19 protein-coding genes are annotated in these 21,249 nt (G+C 35.0%); 15 read left to right on the top strand and 4 right to left on the bottom strand.

Features of this window, described 5'->3' with window-relative positions:
* The first annotated feature begins 88 nt into the window (after positions 1-88).
* From KKD45_01015 to KKD45_00945, 15 genes are all read left to right on the top strand, one after another.
* Positions 89-1,921: an AAA family ATPase gene (locus tag KKD45_01015; protein ID MBU4309085.1), complete on the top strand. Its 1,833-nt coding sequence runs from the start codon at positions 89-91 to the stop codon at positions 1,919-1,921.
* A gap of 574 nt (positions 1,922-2,495) precedes the next feature.
* Complete coding sequence (gene gap / locus KKD45_01010; GenBank protein MBU4309084.1) at positions 2,496-3,512, top strand: type I glyceraldehyde-3-phosphate dehydrogenase; 1,017 nt, start codon at positions 2,496-2,498, stop codon at positions 3,510-3,512.
* 164 nt (positions 3,513-3,676) lie between these two features.
* Complete coding sequence (locus KKD45_01005; protein ID MBU4309083.1) at positions 3,677-4,783, top strand: hypothetical protein; 1,107 nt, start codon at positions 3,677-3,679, stop codon at positions 4,781-4,783.
* A 48-nt stretch (positions 4,784-4,831) separates the two neighbouring features.
* A complete protein-coding gene (locus KKD45_01000; GenBank protein ID MBU4309082.1) occupies positions 4,832-5,497 on the top strand; it encodes a hypothetical protein in 666 nt (221 codons plus the stop codon).
* A gap of 214 nt (positions 5,498-5,711) precedes the next feature.
* A complete protein-coding gene (locus tag KKD45_00995; GenBank protein ID MBU4309081.1) occupies positions 5,712-7,340 on the top strand; it encodes a (2Fe-2S)-binding protein in 1,629 nt (542 codons plus the stop codon).
* Positions 7,341-7,492: 152 nt separating this feature from the next.
* Positions 7,493-7,633, top strand: coding sequence for a hypothetical protein (locus tag KKD45_00990; GenBank protein ID MBU4309080.1), 141 nt, complete (start codon positions 7,493-7,495; stop codon positions 7,631-7,633).
* A gap of 118 nt (positions 7,634-7,751) precedes the next feature.
* Positions 7,752-8,513, top strand: a complete 762-nt coding sequence (locus KKD45_00985; protein ID MBU4309079.1) for a hypothetical protein — start codon at positions 7,752-7,754, stop codon at positions 8,511-8,513.
* Positions 8,514-8,557: 44 nt separating this feature from the next.
* The gene (locus tag KKD45_00980) at positions 8,558-9,733 is read left to right on the top strand and encodes a PDZ domain-containing protein (protein ID MBU4309078.1); all 1,176 of its coding nucleotides are present in this window, start codon (positions 8,558-8,560) and stop codon (positions 9,731-9,733) included.
* A gap of 10 nt (positions 9,734-9,743) precedes the next feature.
* Entirely contained in the window at positions 9,744-11,027 is a 1,284-nt protein-coding gene (locus KKD45_00975) for a glycosyltransferase family 4 protein (protein ID MBU4309077.1), read from the top strand.
* A gap of 54 nt (positions 11,028-11,081) precedes the next feature.
* Positions 11,082-13,196: a S8 family serine peptidase gene (locus tag KKD45_00970; protein ID MBU4309076.1), complete on the top strand. Its 2,115-nt coding sequence runs from the start codon at positions 11,082-11,084 to the stop codon at positions 13,194-13,196.
* 26 nt (positions 13,197-13,222) lie between these two features.
* Positions 13,223-14,233 carry a GDP-mannose 4,6-dehydratase gene (locus KKD45_00965; protein ID MBU4309075.1) on the top strand — a complete coding sequence of 337 codons (1,011 nt, stop codon included), beginning with the start codon at positions 13,223-13,225 and terminating at the stop codon, positions 14,231-14,233.
* Positions 14,234-14,237: 4 nt separating this feature from the next.
* A complete protein-coding gene (locus KKD45_00960; GenBank protein MBU4309074.1) occupies positions 14,238-14,900 on the top strand; it encodes a glycosyltransferase family 2 protein in 663 nt (220 codons plus the stop codon).
* Positions 14,901-14,910: 10 nt separating this feature from the next.
* The gene (locus KKD45_00955; protein ID MBU4309073.1) at positions 14,911-15,240 is read left to right on the top strand and encodes a DUF2304 family protein; all 330 of its coding nucleotides are present in this window, start codon (positions 14,911-14,913) and stop codon (positions 15,238-15,240) included.
* Between the two features lie 48 nt (positions 15,241-15,288).
* Positions 15,289-15,909 carry a hypothetical protein gene (locus KKD45_00950; GenBank protein MBU4309072.1) on the top strand — a complete coding sequence of 207 codons (621 nt, stop codon included), beginning with the start codon at positions 15,289-15,291 and terminating at the stop codon, positions 15,907-15,909.
* Between the two features lie 11 nt (positions 15,910-15,920).
* Positions 15,921-17,078 carry a glycosyltransferase gene (locus tag KKD45_00945; protein ID MBU4309071.1) on the top strand — a complete coding sequence of 386 codons (1,158 nt, stop codon included), beginning with the start codon at positions 15,921-15,923 and terminating at the stop codon, positions 17,076-17,078.
* A 244-nt stretch (positions 17,079-17,322) separates the two neighbouring features.
* Here the strand turns inward: KKD45_00945 and pilO are convergent, their stop codons facing one another.
* From pilO to KKD45_00925, 4 genes are read right to left on the bottom strand one after another with little or no spacing between them, the layout of a single operon-like run.
* A complete protein-coding gene (pilO, locus tag KKD45_00940) occupies positions 17,323-17,949 on the bottom strand; it encodes a type 4a pilus biogenesis protein PilO (GenBank protein MBU4309070.1) in 627 nt (208 codons plus the stop codon).
* Complete coding sequence (locus tag KKD45_00935; GenBank protein ID MBU4309069.1) at positions 17,936-18,469, bottom strand: hypothetical protein; 534 nt, start codon at positions 18,467-18,469, stop codon at positions 17,936-17,938. Before KKD45_00935 ends, pilO begins: the two co-directional genes overlap by 14 nt.
* A 1-nt stretch (position 18,470) precedes the next feature.
* Positions 18,471-19,619, bottom strand: a complete 1,149-nt coding sequence (gene pilM, locus KKD45_00930; protein ID MBU4309068.1) for a type IV pilus assembly protein PilM — start codon at positions 19,617-19,619, stop codon at positions 18,471-18,473.
* Positions 19,620-19,660: 41 nt separating this feature from the next.
* Entirely contained in the window at positions 19,661-21,244 is a 1,584-nt protein-coding gene (locus KKD45_00925) for a hypothetical protein (protein ID MBU4309067.1), read from the bottom strand.
* Between the last annotated feature and the right edge of the window lie 5 nt (positions 21,245-21,249).

Below are 21,249 nucleotides of genomic sequence, written 5' to 3'. Positions count from 1 at the left end.
ATATACTATTGTTATAATTTCACTATTTATAAACAATTGGATATGACCCGTTTTTTTACTTAATTATAAAAAAATTAACACAAGCTCTATGATGTTAAAAAAATTTAGAATTAAAAATTTCAAGTCCATTACTGATAGCGGTGATTGTTACTTAACAGATACGATTACTATTCTCGCAGGAAAAAATGAATCTGGTAAAACGACTATTCTTGAAGCATTAGAGGATTTTGACACAAATAATAAAATAAGAGAATCTGCGAAACCAATAAAATCTCCAGACAGCACGCCAGAAATTTCAATCTCTTTTATAATAGAAAAAAATGACATCAATGAAATTCTTCAGGAAATAAAAAATCCGCTCAAGGTTGCAAGTGATGTTGAAATTGAATTAATAAAAACTTTCCCAGATAACTATTCTTTTGGTCAATGCACCTCGCAAAAAGAAATTTTTAGCCACGAAGAAATAGAGAAAACTAAAAAAACAATAATGGATAAATGGAGCAAGATAAAAACAATCCGCTTGGGCTATGAGGCACTAGGTGGTGATTTGTTTGATTTTGAATTTTTAAATTTTACTAACGAAAAAACACTCTTTATTAGCTTCAAGGAGGCCGCTGCGCCAAACATATCTCATATTGACGAAAATGACCGCGATAATTTTTTAGAACTACTGACAGAAATAGAAACAGAGATAAATGATCTTGAGAAAAATTTGTCCTACGAAATAAATTTTTTAGAAGAGTTAAAAAAATATATACCAAATTTTATTCTGTTTAATTCATTTGAAGATATATTTCCAAACAAAATTCCATTTACAGAATTAGAGAGTAGCGAATGGATTAAAGATTTGTCAATTATTAGCGATTTAAAAATAACCACAATAAAGGGTGCTGACGCAAGAGTAAAAGAAAAACACAAAGATGACATAAACATTAAGCTTAATAATGATTTCGAGAAATTTTGGACGCAGGATATTTCAAATTTAAGCATCACTTGGGATTCAGAAAATCTCTACTTTTGGATAAAGGAGGATGGCTACCCTTATGAGCCAACTCTGCGAAGTAAGGGGCGACAATGGCATCTTGCATTTTATATAAAAGTTTCAGCTAGGGCAAATGAAAACGTACCAAATATTATTTTAATTGACGAGCCAGGATTATTTTTACACGCCAAGGCGCAAGAAGATATTTTAGGCAAACTTGAAGCTTCTGCACAAGAGGTTCAGTTAATTTTTTCCACACATTCCCCATATTTATTGGAAGCTGAGAAGTTGAACAGGGTACGATTGGTCCACCGCACCAATGAACTAGGAACACATATTGAAAATAAAATTCACGCTTTAGCGGATAAAGAAACTTTGACGCCAATTTTAACGGCTATTGGGTTAGAGTTAAATGCTGGAATATCTGCGCTAGATAAAGTAAACAACGTTGTAGTTGAAGGTCCTTCGGATGTTTATTATCTAAACGCTTTCAAAAAAATTTTTAAAAATAATAGTGTGAACTTTATTTTTGGTGGTGGCTCCGGAAATATGCCAATTGTTGGCACCATTATACATGGATGGGGCGGAAAGGTTGTTTATCTTTATGACAATGACAAGGGTAAAAAAGATGGCGAAAAAAATCTTATAAATAACTGGCTAATAACAAAAGATGTAATCCTCACAATTATAAGCAAGACAGGAAGTGTTGAAGATATTTTTTCGCCAACAGACTTTAAAAAATATGTTCTTGGTGATGAGAATAATATCTACACGGGGGCAAATTCAGAGTATGTCAAAACCACAAAACAAGATAAAGTTTTGCTTGCTAAGAATTTTCTGGAATGTTGCCAAAATGGTACGGACGTTGAATTGGATAAAACTACAAATGATAATATCCAAAAATTATTCGAGGAAATTGAAAAAAAATTAAGCAACTAATTTCAGGTAATAGGGGTTCAAATCTTTGCCTCAGAAGTATCTCGCAAATTGGAATTTTAACACATAAAAGTCTCTTAATCTAAAATATTAAAACCTCTCTTCCTTTTGGTACCGCTAGAGTCTCATTTGGGAGACTCTAGCGGTGCAAATCATTTTATGAAAAATTTTTTTATAATAATTATTTTGGTCACAATGCTCGCAGGATGCTCAAAGACGAAGGATATAACTTATTGTGAAGAAGGTAATTGCACGGTATGCTACTATCCAAAAAATCCATATAGGGATGGAACAGGGCACTTCGCGGGGTATGAGTGGGCGAAAAAAAATGAAGCAACATCCTGTGGTGGAAATTCACCGTCTTTTATTGGAGGGTGTGAAGTGTATGTCCAACAAGTTATCGAATATTATACCTGCCCATAAAATAAATTACGTTTTTCTTAAATTTATCATGTTTAAACTGGATTAAATAACCCAGTTTTTTGTTTTTTAATAAATTATGCTATAATTTAACCAGAATTATAAACTTAATCGGATATATATGTTTGCTGTGTAAAACTATAAATCCCTAATATCTATGAAAAAAGTAAATGTGGCCATTAATGGTTTTGGCCGAATTGGAAGAGCTGTTTTTAAGGCTTTTTTGTTGAAGGGGGGTAATATTAATGTGGTGGCTATCAATGATTTGACTGACATCAATACTTTGGCGCACTTGTTGCTTCATGACACTTGTTATGGTGATTTTGATGGTGAGGTGAAGGCGGTTGCGGATGGATTGTTGGTTAATGGTGTGAAGTATAAAGTGTTCGCTGAAAAGGAACCGGAAAAATTGCCTTGGGGTAAGATGAATGTTGATGTGGTTATTGAATCTACTGGTCGATTTCGATCTAAAGAAAGTGCTGGTCTTCATTTGAAGGCAGGTGCGAAAAAAGTTATTATTTCAGCTCCGGCACAGGGCAAGGGTATTAAAACTATTGTTTTGGGTGTTAATGAAGATAAATTAACCAAAAAAGATAGCGTGATTTCTAATGCTTCTTGCACTACCAATTGTTTGGCGCCAGTTGTGGCGGTTATTAAGAAAGAATTTGGTGTTGAGAAGGCGATGATGACTACGATACATTCTTATACTGCTGATCAGAATCTAGTTGACGGTCCGCATAAGGATTTGCGTCGATCGCGCGCGGCGGGGATGAATATGGTGCCGACGACTACTGGGGCTGCGATTGCAACTGGTGAGGTGATTCCGGGAATCGCTGGCAAGTTTGATGGCTTCTCAATGCGCGTGCCGACTCCGGTTGTGTCTGTTAGTGATATTGTATTTTTGACCAAGAAAAAAGTTGATGAGAAGACGGTGAATGCGGCTTTGAAGAAAGCGAGCAAGACAGCCCGCTTGGGTGGAATCTTGGAAGTGACTGATGAAGAATTGGTTTCTTCTGATTTCATTGGCAATCCGGCATCTTCTATTGTCGATGCGAAATTGACTAAGGTTGTTGGTGGTAATATGTTGAAAGTTGTGGCTTGGTATGATAATGAGTGGGGTTATTCCAACAGGTTAGTTGACTTAGTTGAGTATATGCAAAAGAAGGGGCTCTAGTATTTTAATTTTAGTAGTACTATAAAGAATTTTCAATTTCCAATTTTCAATTTTCAAAACAAGGAATTAATTTTATTAATGTTTTGTTTGAAAATTAAGTTATTGAAAATTGTTTCGAAAATTGGAAATTTGAAAATTCGAAAATTTATTTTGTGAAGGAGGCATTGAATAAAATTAAGGAGGCAAATATAACCGGCCGTGGCGGGGCTGGTTTTCCGACTTGGAAAAAGATTGAGATGGTGGATTTAGCGGAAGGATCTCAAAAATATGTGATTTGCAATGGGAGTGAAGGGGAGCCTGGTGTTCATAAGGATGAATACATCCTCGAAAATTATCCCGAGAGAGTTGTTGATGGTGTGCGCACTGCGATGACTTATCTCAAATACAGCCAGAAAGGCAAACGAATTACTGTCAAAGGTTATTTATATCTAAATACGCGTTTGTATCGCAAGTTTGGACAAGTTTTGCGTACGATAATTCATAACGACGACATCGAGATTTTTCACAAACCAGAAAAAGCTGGCTATATTGGTGGCGAAGAGTCAGCTCTCTTGAATATCATGGAAGGCAAGGTGGCTGAACCACGACTTCGACCGCCTTTTCCGGTTACAAACGGTCTGTGGGACTGTCCGACACTAGTTAATAACGTTGAAACTTTTTACGACATTAGCCTGGTTATGCATAATCAATACAAGGGAAAGCGCTTTTACACTATCAATGGTGACGTCCGCAATAAAGGTGTTTTTTCTTTTCCAGCCGATTGGACCATCAACCAGGTTTTAATCGAGGTCAATAAACATCTGCTTGATTTAGATAAAAATGGTCATAAATACGATTTCTTTGTCCAGGTTGGTGGCGATGCTAGTGGTGAGATCCTAAACAGCAGTCAATTGAATAGAATAGCCAGTGGCTCGGCATCAATAACAGTTCATAGCTTAATAAAACATGAACCCATGAAGTTATTAAAACAATGGGTTAATTTCTTTTTTCGGGAATCATGCGGACAATGTGTGCCATGTCGCGAAGGCACTTACCGCCTGAATGAATTTTTAAAAAGAAAAGAAATTGACTGGTCTTTGTTTTTTGTAATTTTAAACAGCACCAAAGAATCATCTCTTTGTGGACTAGGCGGATCTGTTCATGTTCCGATTTATAGTTACATCGAAAACGTTTTAAAAAAATATTCAGCCAAGGAATTGAATATACCTGAGGATTTTTATTTGTCATTTCGTAGCGAAGCGGAGAAATCGCTTAAAGATGGTTTGTTGTAATAATAAAGTCGAAGCGATATCTCACTTCGTTCGATATGACAAAAAAATATGATTGCTTATAAATACACATATCTAATCGGTAGCTTGCTATTTTTTATTTATTGGCTATATTTATTTATCAAATTAAAAGAATATCGTCAAAGATTGTTATTGATTAGTTTATTGTATGCCATTTTGGGAGTTACTTTCGGGCTGGTCTATACTGCCGACTGGTGGCGACCGGAAACTATCTTCGGCTATCGTGTCGGTGTTGAAGATTTTTTATTAGGTTTTAGTAATGCTGGTATTGCAGCGATTTGGTATTTATTATTTTTAAAAATTAAAAGCAGAGGACAGGCAAGTTGGGCGCGCATTGCAATTCCACTAATTTCTACAGGAATTATCACATTGGTTTTATTCAAAATGTTTGATTGGAATTCTTTTTACGCTAATTCGATTGGAATTTTGACAGCCATTATTTACATTTTAATAAAACGTACGGATTTGATTAAAATATCTTTAATGAGCGGGGTAATGATGATATTGATCTCGTTGCCGATTTATTTGTTGATGATATTCGTTTCTCCTGGTTGGGTTGAACACACCTGGATGTTGGAGAAGTTGTCAGGGATATTATTTATTGGGATTCCAATCGAAGATTTTATTTGGTATTTCTTGGTTGGAGCCATGGTGTCGATTGTTTATCCATATTATAGTGAGGAGAAATATATTTAATGTTCCCTCACCCTAACCCTCTCCCGGCGGGGCGAGGGAACTAGTAGATATTACTTCCTTTAAAAAACAATTTTTTTATTTATAATCGGCGTTGGGTAATAGATCCCTCTCCTTTGCAGGAGAGGGTTAACGTAATCCTCGTCCGACTAATTATAAAGAGGGCGGGGTGAGGTAGAACGGGCGAAGAAGATTAATTAGTGTATATAATTTTTATATGATAAATAAAATTAAACTTAAAATCAACAATCAAAAAATGACTGGCACGGAGGGCGAGACTATTTTGGAAGTGGCTGAACGAAATGGAATTGAAATACCAACCCTTTGCCACCACAAGGATTTTTGTGCCAAGGGCAATTGTCGTGTTTGTGTCGTAGAAGTGAAAGGTAACAATAAACTGGTAACCTCTTGTTCCACTAAGGCAAGTGCGGGTATGGAAATCATGACCGAATCTGATAAAATTAAAAAAGTCCGCAATGTAAATATTGAATTGATTTACGCTGAGCACGTGGAAAAATGCGCGACTTGCGTCTGGCGTTTTGAATGCAAGCTATTAGAGTTTGCTCAAAAATACCAAACTAAAATCGTTCGTTTTACTGATCGCAAAAAGAATCGCCAAATTCATAAACTTAAAAATGCGCTAGAGATTGATGGCACACAATGTATTGATTGCCGTAATTGCATTTCCGCTTGTCAGGACTTACAAAAACTTGACTGCTTAGTGATGCGTGGCAAAGGCCATGGTCAAGAAGTTGATTTTAAAGATAGCAAAAAAAATCCCTGTATTCTTTGCGGTCAATGCGCGCTTCATTGCCCAGTTAGTGCCATTCAAGAGCAAACTAATTACGAGGACCTGGAACGGGAAATAAAAGATAAACAAAAAACTGTGGTGGTAATTCTAGATCCAATAATGGAGCTTAGCATTGGTGAGAATTTTGACATGAAAAATATAGAATTAAATTCAGTGGCAGCCGCTCTAAAACAAATGGGTGTTAATTATGTTTTTAATTCCGCACTTGGTGTCGAGATTAATGCACACCTTCAATCTGAACACATTTTAGAAAACAACGGCGGGGAAGTAATGATCGGCTCTCATTGTCCAGCTACAGTTAATTACATCAAACAATACCAACCAGCCTTGGCAAAAAATTTACAAAAAATTAAATCACCGGCTATGGTTATGGGGGGTTTAATAAAAACTTATTGGGCGGACAAGCAAAAGCTGGACCCGGAAAAAATTTCAGTAATAAGTATCGGTGTTTGCGTGGCAAGAAAAAATGAAATTGTGGAAAAGAAAATGCAGTTCAATGGCTTGTGGCCAGTTGATTATGTTCTAACTCTGCGTGAACTCTCTTTTTTATTAAAAAAACATAAACTTGATTTAACTAAAAGCAAAATAAAAAATATCGATTCACTAAATAATGAATTAGCAGATTTATTTTCCACTAGTGTTTTTGCATCAATATTAGGGCGCTTAAAATTGGCTAATCAAATTACCAAGGTCGATGGCAAACAAAACATCCACAATCTAGATGAAGTTTTGTTGTTGCAAAATGAAAGTGGTAAAGAATTGGCATCGCTGAAGGGGATTGGTGAGGTTAATAAAATCATTAATCACTTGGAAAAATACAGCTATTTGGAAATTATGTCATGCCCCGACGGTTGCCTTGGTGGAGGTGGTCAGCCAATTCCTACAACGAAAGAGTTGCGCAAAAAACGCAAACACGCATTTTTAGCCAAGAAATTACCAAAGAATTTTAATCAAAAAAAATTAGATGGACAGATTGTGGATATCTTGGAGTGGTTAGAAAGCAATAATTTGGTAAATAAAATATTGTTCTCATAAATCCAGAGTTGTAGTTCTATAACCATCGTAATGTTGGGAAAAATATAACAATTTTAAAATTTAACCTTTTCTTAATTTTTCATTGCTATATTCAATTATGTAAGCAGATTACAAATTGCTCCTTGGATACCAAGTGATGATTGAGAGGCTTTATGAAATTATTATTTGTATCAATCATTTCTCTTCGTCTGGTTGATATAGCTAATAATGGAAATTTTGAGCTCTTTATCAAAAGAGTGTCTCGATATTACTTGGTTAAGACTAGGAATAAAATCTGCTTTCTCTACGAATAATCAATTTACATATTTACAAAAATCACCGGGCCCGGCGAAAAAGGCTCGGTTTTTTTTAACTTGACAGATGACCCTTTTAATTTTCTTGATTTTTTGCTAAACTAATGATATTAATCATATGAAATACAATAAATTTTTAACATTAATTGTCCCGGTTTTATCCTTTATCTTCTTGGAAATATATTCATTTTATCCTAAATCTGTTTTTGTTATTTTAGTGATAATATTTTCTTTATTTTTTTTCCTTGCCAGACAATTTGCCTATGCTTCAGGTAAAAAAGATAACATAATTAATACGATTTCATTACCAATTCTATTCACTTTTGGCTCTGTTTTTGTTTCTTTTTTTATTATAAATAAATGGGTGGTTCATGTTCTATTTTTAGTTAATTTGATTTTTTTATATTATTATTTCAAGATGTTATATTATCACTTTTTAAAACTGGATTTGTTTCAAAAGGAAAAGATGGAAAACTTATCCACTTATGGTAATTTTCTCGCCTTTTATTTTATGGCAGTATCTTTTTTTGGCCTTCAGCTTTTTCTCGACATCGCTATTTGGAAATTAATAATACTTCTAGCCGGAGTTGTATTTTTAATCGTTTTTCAAATATCCTGGTCTGGTGAAATTAACAAACAAACAAGCTTTTTTTATAGCTTGCTATTAAGTTTGATTGTGCTAGAATTAGCCTGGGGGATCTCTTTTTTAACATTAAGCTACTATATTTTAGGACTTATATTAACGATTAGTTTTTATGTTTTAATTGGGTTGATTAGATTCTATCTATTTGGAAACTTAAGCAAGGAAAAGGTTAAAATGTATCTTATTTTTGGATTAATAAGTGTCTCAATAGCTCTTTTGACGGCGCGATGGATCTAGGAATTTAAAAATTAAATTTTAAATAAAATAAATTATAAAAAAATATGAACAACAAGCTGATTATCATTATATTAATAGCAGTTTTTTTTGGTTTAAGTGGGGGTGTGGTTGGTCAAATCATTTCTCGAACTTATTTAATGGACAATGCCTTTAATATTCCAATGTTGGGCGATATTAACATCAGGAATTCGGTTGTAGACGGCAAAAATTTAGTCATCAGCAATCCCAGCAAAGTAGTTGTCGAACAAAATGAAAAAATAATCGAAACTTCAAATAGTGTTAAAAATGGAATAGTCGGCGTTTTCAAAAAAATAGCCACCTCGACACCAAACAACAATAACTTTTCCATGGCAGATTATTATAAAGTTGATAACGTCTTGGGACAAGGATTTGTTATCACTAGTGACGGCTGGGTAATGAGTGGCTACTTGCCCAAGGAGATTGTTGAAGATAAAAAGAAAACTGCCTCAACTACAAAAGAGCTTTTTGACACCTATGTAATTATCACAAAGGATAAAAAAATATTCAATGTTGAAAATATTGTAATTGATAAAGACTTAGCTTACTCATTCTGGAAAGTTAATGCTAAAGATTTGCCAGTACATGTTTTTGTATCGAATAATGATATAGCAAATGGGCAAATGGTAATGGCGGTAAACTGGAACGAGTCGGTGTGGGTTTCAACCATAATATCGAAATCAGACAAAAAGGATAATGCAATTACTTCCAGTGATGATTACTTCAAAAAAATAACCTTAGCGAGCAACCCTAATCCAATCTTTCATGGATCGTTCTTATTTGATTTAAGTGGCAACCTGCTTGCCTTTATCAACAACGACGGCTCGGTTGGTTTTATCGGTAACTATATTTCATGCATCAACTGCTTACTTGATAAGAGTTTAATAAAAAAATCTAGCCTAGGCGTTAATTATATTAATTTATCCGCCCTAGTCAAATCAGTTGATAACAAATACCCGGAAAATGGGGCCTTGATAACTGCCAATGAGAAAGGCATTGCTATTAAGAAATCCAGTCCCGCCGATATTGCCAAATTAAAAATTGGGGATATTATAATATCAATTAACGGAGTTAACATTGATAAAAATAATCAGTTAAATGATATGATTGGTGGCTACAAACCAGGACAAGTAATTGATGTTATTTATTTAAGAAACGATAAAAGGGAAAATGTTTCAATTATCCTTGGTGAATTAAATTAAAACAAATTTTATGTTAATAGGCATTGATGCTAGCAGGGCAAACAAAATCAGAAAGACTGGGACAGAGTGGTATGCGTATAGTTTGATTAGGCACTTTGCCCAAATAGACAAGGAAAACCAGTACATATTATATACCGACAGACCGCTAACTGGTGGTCTTTTGGATTTAACGAATGAAAACTTTGATTACAATACCGACATCGTCGAAAAGGCAGAAGTCCTCAAAAATGGATACCAAGAAATAAAAAGTCCTCATAATAATTTTCACGGCAAAATCCTGAAATGGCCTTTTCAATTCTTCTGGACCCAGGGTCGATTGTCACTGGAAATGCTAATCAAGAAACCGGACGTTTTATTTATCCCCTCGCACGCTCTACCAGTAATTCATCCTAAAAAATCCGTTGTCACCATTCATGATATTGGTTTTGATAAAACCAGTAATATCTACAAGACAGAAAATATTGGTCCAGCAAATAAAAAAATCAGAAAAATATTAAACGGCCTGGCCCTTCTCTTTACCATGGGGAAATATCGCGCCAACACACTTGATTACCTACGTTGGACAACAGCCTATGCCCTAAAACACGCCAAAAAAATCATAACTGTTTCTCATTTTAGCAAAGCAGAAATTATCGATCAATATAAAGTTAACGAAAGCAAAATAAAAGTAGTTCACAATGGGTATAATGAAACTTTATATGCCAAGTGTAGCGAACAGGGCACGGTTGATAATATTCTCAAGAAATACGGAATCAGAGATCAATATTTTTTATACGTTGGAAGAATTGAAAAAAAGAAAAATATCGCAGCCCTGATTGAAGCTTTTGCAATCATGCGCGATAATCCTGAAAATAAAAATATCAAATTAGTCTTAATTGGAAGTGCTAGTTACGGCTTTGACGAGGTTAATTATATGATTAGAGAATTTGCCCTTGAGCACGACGTAATAATTCCAGGCTGGGTTAACGAAGGGGATTTACCCGCGCTGTACAGTGGGGCCCTAGCATTTATTTTTCCTTCAGTTTACGAGGGGTTTGGGATTCCATTACTACAGGCGATGGCTTGCGGAACACCAATTATCGCATCCAACATCTCCTCTATTCCCGAGGTAGTAGAGAATGCCGCCAGATTATTTAATCCTCAATACGTTAAATCGATTGCCGAGGCCATGGATGAGGTTGCAAACAATAAAGATCTTAGAGAAGAGTTAATCATTAATGGAAAAGAAAGGGTTAAAAGTTTTGGCTGGAAAAAATGTGCCGAAGAAACACTACAAGAAATAATCAATAATTAGATAACAAAAACAACATTGCCAAATACTTTTTTAATGTGTTATAATAAAGATGTTATGAGAAAAAAAATATCATCTTTTTTTATTTTATTTTTGCTGGCTAGCATTGCCGGTAACTTTTTTTATCCTTCTGCGGTTTTAGCTAATAAAACAGCAGATTTTGAGATTAAGTTTACCGAAAAAGACGATGTTAACATCTATAGGGCCAGCACTGTTCCGTCCGACCCTTATTTTGATAAGCAGTGGTATTTAAAAAGAATTAAGGCTGTGGAAACATGGGACGAGCATTGGGATGCTAGTAGTATTATTATTGCCGTTATTGATTCAGGGGTACAAATTAATCACCCAGACCTTAAAGATAATATCTGGATTAATTCCGGCGAGGTGCCCAAAAATAATAGAGATGATGATGGTAATGGGTTTATTGATGATTATAATGGTTGGGACTTCGTTGAAAACAACTCAGACCCAAATCCTAAATACGACGAAGGCTATACCAAGGACGGCATCATGCACGGAACAGTTGTAGCAGGTGTTGCCGCTGCCGGTGGTAATAACTTCTTAGGCATTACTGGTGTTGCCTGGAATGCCAAGATTATGCCCCTGCGTGTTTTAAATGGCAAGGGAGAGGGAAATACAAAGAGCGTTGTTAGGGCGATTGATTATGCAATTAAAAACGGAGCTGATATTATCAACTTAAGCTTTGTTGGCGCTGGATACAGCTCAATCCTAGAAGACGCTATTAGGCGAGCCTATAACGCCGGTATTGTGGTCGTGGCCGCAGCTGGCAATGACATGGAAGGTGATAGTAGCCATTTTTTAGACAAAGAGCCACTATATCCCGTTTGCTACGATGGTAAAAATGGTGAAAACATGGTAATCGGTGTTGCGGCAACTGATTCACTTGATCAAAAAGCAAATTTTTCAGGCTATGGCAGTAGGTGCATTGATATTTCCGCACCAGGTATTAGTATTTTTAGTACTGCTGTAAATAAACCAGGCTCAACTGTTTTTAACAATAATTATGATGGCTACTGGGCTGGAACTTCAATGGCTGTGCCTATGGTTTCCGGAGCAGTTGCTTTGATTGAGGCAGCCAATCCGCACCTATCAAGAAGTGAGGTGGTTAACGCATTGCTAAAAAATACAGATAATATTGATAATTTAAACCCAAACTATATCGGTAAACTTGGGAGCGGCAGACTAAACGTTTACGCTGCCATTAATAACGTACTTGATATTTCTCAAAAAAAGAATGTTGATTTAGTTATTGGCCCGCTATCGGGAAAAAATGGTGAGATATTATTGACAGACAAAGATGGAAAAATTTTAAATAAATTTTTTGCCTTTGATCAAAATTTCAAGGGTGGCGTCAATGTCGCAACCGGCGATGTCAACGGAGATGGTTTATCTGAAATTATCGTTAGCGCAAATACTGGAAACAGTCCTCATGTAAAAATCTTTAGCAGTGATGGTAAATTAAAAAAAGAATTTTATGCTTTTGATAAGAAGTTTAAAGGTGGTGTAAATGTAGTAGTTTCAGATATTGATGGTGATGGATTTTCGGAGATTGTAGTCGGCGCTGGTATTGGTGGCGGACCGCACATTAGAGTTTTTAATCATAAAGGCGAATTAAAAAGGCAATTTTTTGCCTATGACAAAAATTTCAGAGGTGGTGTAAATGTCGCAGCTGGCGACCTTGATGGTGATGGTATATCTGAAATAGTAACAGGTGCTGGCGTCGGCGGTGGACCACAGGTACGTATTTTTAACAACAACGGACAGTTAAAAGGACAATACTTTGCTTATGATAAAAAATTCAGAGGCGGTGTAAACGTCGCGGTTGGAGCATTCAATGATAGCGTCCGAAATGCCCGTTCAATGATTATAACAGCGCCAGGAAAGGGTGGTGGACCGCAAATAAAAATCTTTGACAATCACTTCAAGCTACATGGCCAATTTTTTGCCTATGCTGAGCAATTCAAGGGTGGTGTAAATATTTCCTTGGCAGATATTGATTATGATGGTCAAAAAGAAATTATCACAGGGACTGGGCCTGGTGGCGCTCCACATGTCAGAGCTTTCGACGACAACGGTACGCTGGTTTCCTCTTTTTATGCCTATGAGGAAAGTTTTAATGGCGGAGTTTCAGTCGCAGCAATTGAATTATAATTTATTTAAACTTTATATAAAAATATATGACAAAGAGGGCTATATTTGATAAAAAAAATGTTTTAGTTATTGGTGGCGCCGGCTTCATAGGCTCGCATCTTTGTGATGAATTACTGAAAGATGCTAAAGTAATTTGTATCGACAACTTTTCCAGTGGACAAGAAAAAAATATTGATCATCTTTTAGCCAACCCTGATTTTGAATTTATCAATCATGACATAACAAAGACAATCGTCCTGGAAGAGTATCCTGAGTTGCAAAAATTCAAGCTAGAATTTCAAGGTATTCAAGAAATTTATAATTTAGCCTGCCCGATGTCTGTCAAAAATTTCAATAGAAATAAAATAGAAACTCTTTTGGTAAATTCTCATGGCGTCAAGAATGCCCTAGATTTAGCGGTTCAGTATGGAGCAAAATTTCTACACTTTTCATCATCGGTTGTTTATGGACTTTTTGATGATTTTGAGCAAAAAATACCTGAAAATTACGTCGGCAAAATTGATCACCTCTCCGAACGCGCTGTTTATGATGAAGGAAAAAGATTTGCTGAAACAATGGTAATGAATTATCGTGAAGAATACGGCATTGACGCCAAGATTATTAGAATATTTAGAACCTTTGGTCCAAGAATGCCACTAGGCGATGACCAAATGATTCCAGATTTTATAACCAATGCCCTTGACGATAAAGACTTAATCATTCAAGGTGATGCCAATTTTTCATCATCATTTTGCTATGTAAGTGACTGCATTGATGCTGCTATCAAGATGATGTCTTCTAAGTTTTATGGCCCAATGAATATTGGCTCTGATGTTAAGGTCAATCTAACCTCTTTTGCTGGAAAGGTAATCGAGGCGGTAAAATCAAAGTCAAAAATCGTTTATGCCGAAGAGGTGCTCTTTATGAAGCCTTTGTGTCTACCAGATTTAACCAAAGCAAGAAATGAACTTGGCTGGTTGCCGATTATCACACTTGATACTGGATTACATAAAACAATAGACGATCTTAGAGCTAAAAAAGGAATTATAGGATTTTAAAATTATGAAAATATTTTGCGTTATTCCAGCGTGGAATGAAGAAAAGAAAATATTAGACGTTGTTAATGAGGCGGCAAAATATGTCGACAATGTTGTTGTAGTTGATGACGGTTCAATTGATCAAACAGTAGAGGTTTTAAAAAAAACCAATGCGATCGTCCTTAGACACATAATAAACAGAGGCCAGGGCGCTGCGCTACAAACAGGCAACGAATTCGCATTGTTGAATGGTGCCGACATCGTCGTTCACTTTGACGCCGACGGACAATTCTTGGCAACAGAAATAAAAGAGGTGATTCAGCCGCTTATTAACAACGAATGTGATATCGTCTTCGGTTCCAGATTTTTAGGCAAAAAATCAAAATTACCATTTTGGAAAGAATTCATTATCATGCCTTTAGCGCATTTAGTGAACAAGATTATTCTAGGCCGAACGCTATCAGACCCACAAGGCGGTTTTCGTGCCCTAAACAGGAAAGCCTTGCAAGAAATAATCATCACACAAAGAGGAATGGCTCATTGCAGTGAAATTATCTATAAAGCTTTTAAAAATAAATTAAGAATTAAGGAGGTGCCAATAACAGTAATCTACGATGAATTTGGTCAAAGCTTCGGCGGCGGCATTCGCATCATCAAGGACTTGCTTTTGGCAAAATTATTAGATTAACTATAAAAATATGTTACAACAATACATCGCCATCGCCGTTATCTTTTTTTTCTTATTTAGACTTGTTTGGCAGAAAAAGAAAAAACAAATTGATTCGCGGGAATTTTTATTTTGGTTTGTTTTCTGGTTTGTCGCTGGGATAATAATTCTAAATCTTCGACTTGTCGACGAATTAGTAGCTAGCTTCGGCTTCTCCAGTTCTGGTATTAATGTTTTGCTTTACATCTCGGTGATAATTTTGTTTTACTTTGTTTTTCGTATTCGCCTTCGACAAGAAAAAATGGAAAGAGAAATGACAAAGATAGTAAAAAATATTGCCATTAATAATATCAAACCATAGGGGTTTTGCATGGTTGAAGTATTTAAACTCCTTGACCGAAAATAATATATGAACGCCAAAGATGTTTTAATAGATTTTTTAAATTATGCCTTCCTAATCGTCGTTGTTATTTTTTTTATAACTTTTTTTATCGTAGGTGATAGATTTGAGACTTTTACCGCCATCCTGAAGTCATTAGTACCCCTCGCAATCTTCTCAATTTTTTTTATATTTTTTTTCAAGCACAAAAGGAAGCTAAAGAAAAAAAATAATATAAACAATGACAACAACAGTGATACCAACGAAATTGTTGTTTACGTAACAGTAAAAGAAAAACGGAAAGACATCGCCGCAGTATTATTAGTCGCAGTTGTAAACGCAGCACTGCCCATTGCCATGGGTAAATTTCTACGAGATGATTTAATACAGGTATTTTTTATTTTTATTGCCATGACGTTGTGGCATTTATTTTTATTGAGAAATGATGGCAATAATAATTCCATAGGCCTAACCTTAAATAAAATCATCAATGACGAGATTATTATTTTTCTTTTTCCGATAATTTTTTATACTCTATCATACACCACTGGAAAAACGCCAGACACGGTAGATATTTTTCAGTCATTAATCCTGTTATCAATGTATCCTTGGCACTATAAATTATTTAAAAAAATTACCCTGACTATATAAACTACAATTGTATGAAAATTTGCTTGATCAATAACTTATATAAACCCTTTGCGCGCGGTGGCGCTGAAATAGTCCTTGAATCAATCAATGGTGGCCTTGCCGAACTTAAGCATGACGTTTTTGTCATATCAACCACTCCCAGATTTAATAAAAAAATTACTAACAGCGCTGGTAAGTATAATTTAAAATCTTGCTATTATAACCTAGGCAAAATGCCTGTTTTTTTTCGCTTATTTTGGCATTTTTATGACATGTTTGATATTTTTACCGCCTTGCAGGTTAAGAATATTTTGTCACAGGAAAAACCAGATTTAATAATCACCAACAATCTAAAGGGGATTAGCTTTTTACTGCCATTAATAATTAAAAAAACAAATACCAGGCATATTCACATACTTCATGATGTGCAACTATTGCACCCATCAGGCTTGATAATGCACGGACAAGAACAAGTACTAGATAGTCTTGGTGCAAAATTTTACATGAACTTTTCTAGATATTTATTTAACTTTTGCGAAGAAATTGTTTCACCTTCACAATGGCTACTAGACCAGCATCTAAAGAGAGGTTTTTTTAAAAAAATAACTACGAGCGTTATTCCAAACCCGGTTAATATTAACAAGATTGAACAATACGCCACACCAAAAAATAATATTTTTCAATTTCTTTATGTTGGTCAAGTAGAAAAATACAAAGGTGTTGAATTTTTAGCTAACGCCCTTGCCACCATAAATGGAGTTGAATTGAAAATTGTAGGCGACGGAAGTTATCGGCAACAACTCGTGGAAAACACCAAAAATAAAAAAAATATTATTATTACTGGTAGAAAATCAAAAGAAGAAGTTGTTGAAATCATGAAGAATGCTGACTGCTTAATAGTTCCTTCTTTATGCTATGAAAATTCACCAACAGTTATCTACGAGGCCATGGCAGCCGGACTACCAGTGCTAGGTTCACGAATTGGCGGCATTACTGAGCTCCTTCACGACATCGGCGGGATATTATTCAATCCTGGCGACCAGACTGATTTGCAAAAAAAAATAGACTGGATAATAAAAAATCCTCAAAAAATTGAGAATTTAAAAAAAAATTACACAAAAAATATTAACAACTATTCTCTTGAAAAATATTTACAAAAAATATTAAAAAATTTCTCCAATCGTAATTGATTGCTGTTTAGTTTTGCGGTAATTTATTTTATCTACCACTTTATTAAACTCTTCAATGTTTATATCATTTGGCGATTCATTAATCCGATCTCTTAAGTCTTGGCCTTGGATTGCTATTGTCTGATAAACATTTTTATTAATAAAGATGATTACAATAATAATAACAATAATATTTATTGCGTATATGATAGGATTTATCAGATTCACGATGTTGTTTTTTGAAATTATTAATTTTAACTGCATATTATTTCCAATAAGTTTTTGCCACTATATTTAAAGTAATTATTTGATTGCGGCTAGAATTGTCATTAGGCAGGGAGCCGTTGGACGACCCGCTGACAAAATCCAATCCATCAATGTTGATGTAATATTTTAAAGATTGTAATTCAGAAAGATAGTTCACTACATTTTTGTAATTACCGCTTAAGGTTATTGTCATTGGCACAAACAAGTTATTATTTCCAGACTCTTTATTGGCACTGTTGTTTTTTGTCGCTTTGACGGTTTTATCTTCACTCGCTGGAGAGGTTAGGCTTATTTTTTGCTCTACATTGTTTTTATTCGCAACACTTTCCAAAACGGTAATAAACTCTAATTCTCTGTTTTTATTAATAAATACCTCCTCCAGAGTTTTTACGCTTGGTTCAATTTCACCTATTTTCTTATTTAGACTAATGGCGTTATTTTCAATTTGATATTTTTTTTCACTGTTTATTTTCTCATTAATAATTTTTACCTCAAGATCATTAATAGCGGCTATTGATGGTATAATTGCAAAATACAACAAAGCACCAAAAAAAACTATAAATAAAAAAATTATATTAGTTATTTTTTGCTTAGCTGAATAATGTTTTTGATTATTTAAATTCATAATTATTAATTTTGGCGCTAATATTAAAATTTATATTCTCTTTTTCCAGTAAATTGCTAATAGGGAAGTCGACGTCGGAAAGGAAGGCGGACTCATCGAGGAATTTTTTTATCTTAATCAGGCCATCCCTGGTTTTTGATTGCCCAGTGAGGCTAAGCCCATTATTTCTATCCATTGATATTTTATTATATTTGATATCTTTAGAAGTATTTTGAGAGATTAACTCCAAGAGATTTAACCAACTTATTTCATCTTTTTGAATAACGGCGACTTCTTTTAATTTTTTATTTACATCATTAACCGCCTTAACCGTATTGTTAGTTGACTCGTTGGTAGTGCTGTTCATCTGACTAACTTCACTCAAGTAAGAACTGAGAACAATTCTTGAAGAGACTAAAATAATCGCATAGAATCCCAAAAAAACACCAATCAAGATAAAAGACTTTCCAATAATCCGATAAATATACTTTAATTTGATCTCATTTTTTAATTCTGGCGAGATAATGTTTAATGTAATCATTTTATTTATTAGCTATAAATATATTTCTTAATGACAGTCCGATAGCTGTCGCGTATCCAGAGCTGGTACTTTGTTTAATTGAAAGTTTTTTATCATCTAACCCCTTGATATTGTCTAATTTTAGATCATGGGTTTCTATCAAATTTTTAGAAAAACTATCACTAAATTCTCTATCTAGGTGTGTAAAAATATCACCATTTTTTGTTTCGATTTTTATATTTTCTGCAATAATTTTATCTAGGTCTTTAATATTAGAACCACCGCCAGATAAAATTATTTCATTAATCGGCCCAAGGCTACTATAATTATTATTGTAAAATTCTAGAGCAGACTCAATTCTTTTGTTAACAACGTCTAAGGTGTTAGCAAGAATTTTTTTAATTATACCCTTGGCAATTGTTTCATCAAGACCGCAAATTATCTTTGCCTTCTCGGCTTGTTCCTCGCTTATTTCTAAAATATCGGCAATTTTTTTTGTAATCTCTCTGCCAGACACGGGGATGCTTACTGAAAAAACAATGGCATTGCCAGAATAGGCTATTAAATTGGTACGATTGTAGCCTATATCAATAATTAGGTAATTTTTAAATTGCTTAATTTTGAAATTTGGTGACTCCTCGGTCAATAAAGCCCGGCAAATGGCCACAGACTCAATCTCCAAAGCAACCGTTGAAAGCTTGGCTTTATTAAAAATGGCAATATACTGTGTTACTACAGCTTTCTCGGCAGCGCCGATTAAAACACTATAGTTATTTTTATCTTCACTAAATATTTGCCAATCATAAAATAATTCATTAGCGGAAATGGGGAAATATTTTTCCATCTCAGTCTCTATTACATTTTCAATCTGATTTGATGATTTAGCAATCTTGATTAATTCTATGTAAGTTTTTGACTCTGGCAAACATGCAACAATTTCATTAGTGGTAATATTGCCAAATTTTGGCTTAGCAATTAACTTCTCCAATGATTCCAAAAAAACACGTTGATTTTTTATTTCACCTTTTTCAATAGTACCGATAGGCAATTCAACTCGTCCCATCGCCTGAATTTTAATTTTGTTGGTTTTTTTCCTTAATTGAACTAATTTAAGCGAGGTGTCTGATATGTCAAGTCCGATGGGAAAATTTGATTGTCTGAATGAGAGCATACTTTAGTATTAAATATTTTATAACTTTATTGTAACACATTTTAATCTTCTTTCCAAGAAACAAAAGTATACTCTCCCGTGGTAGGAAAATTCGCCGGGGGATCCAGCGTAAGATTATTATCATAAATTATATTCCTAATTTTATATCCAGAACACCATTGATCACTGGTGCCACAAGAATAACTAAAACCATAGCGCTGGTTTGTTGCCAAAGACCCATAAATAGTTATCGTTTGTCTCTTGGGATACTCATCGCCGCTACTGTGCTTGTAATACAAACGACCGACTCGACCAGTCTTAGCAATCATAGCTGCATCAATTCTTAATTCCATTTGATCCTCCGTTCCCGACAAAGCACCTTCGCTATACAAACCAGGGCCAATATCGCCTTGAGCGATAAGTCCAATGGAGTCTGTGCCGTCATAATTTGTATAAAGTAAATCCTTATTAGTGATTATACTCGCAGTGTTAACAGTGCCCGTAAACGGTTCGAAAAATGCTAAAACGTTCACCTTGCTTCCGTTTATTTTTCCATCAATCCAGACATGATTTTTGACAAAAATTATTCCGTTCTCCGGAATGCTAAAAGTTTTAGCAGCTCCTTCAGTTTTTATACTAAGGCTTTTAGAGTCTGCACTGGGATTATTACTCCAATCCGGGAAAACAGCGGAGACATCCCTAATTTCAAAAGTATTATTTGTTTTTAGTGTAATATGGAATCCCTCGTCGCAGGTAGAGCTAATGCAATTACGAAGAGTTGGCTCTGATTCAGGATCAGCTATCCCAGCACTTCTAGGATCAATAATCATTCCGCTTGAAGAAGCTTTAATATATGTCTCACTTATATAGTTATCTAATAAACTAAAGCTCACGATTGGGACGGGGAATTCGCGACCAGAAAGAAAAGTTGCACTTTGATCTGGCGCAGGAAGACTTAGTCCGGGATTTCCTTCTTCGGTTGTATTATAAGTACCATTACCAGCACCATTGTGAGTATGCACTCCAAACGCAAAAACATCACTACTGGCATGATCTGGGTCGGTATAATAATCCTTGGAAGAGGTAATAATATTATGAGCTATTCCATCAAATCGAACACCGCCATTTGAATGAATAGGCCCCCAAACCTCAGTATCAGCACCAAATGTAATATCATTATTAGATAAAGTTGCAAAATTAGACCAAGAGGGTTTTCCTAGTTTAACCTCAATGACTCTTTTAACGCTTGGGTGGCCATCTTCCCACCCTATTGATTTAACTGTCACGATAGTTGAGGCATTAATAGCTGGTGGGGTAATATATAACTCATAATGACCTGTAATGCTGCCACTAGCGTCCGTATATGCGTATGGCCCATATGGAGTGGTCGAGGCACGACAAGCCTCTTTATTGCAATACTCTTCTGGATCATGATATAGCACCCAGCGATAATAATTAACACCAGCCTCAGCAATATGAACGGCTTGATTGCTGGCAATTTTGATCATATTTAATTTTTGTTGTAAAAGAGCTAGGCCGATGGCGCCCATAGTCATGGCCATAAAAAGACCGGTCAAAACCAAGGCAAGGATTAACATCGAGCCTCTGCTGTTATTCATGAATTGTTTTATTTTTTGTTTCTGCATATTCA

This window comes from Patescibacteria group bacterium, from assembly GCA_018897195.1.
GTDB lineage: Bacteria > Patescibacteriota > Patescibacteriia > Patescibacteriales > UBA12075 > JAHILH01.
The sequence above is the reverse complement of the archived record's forward strand: the minus strand, read 5'-3'. Positions and strand labels throughout refer to the sequence as shown.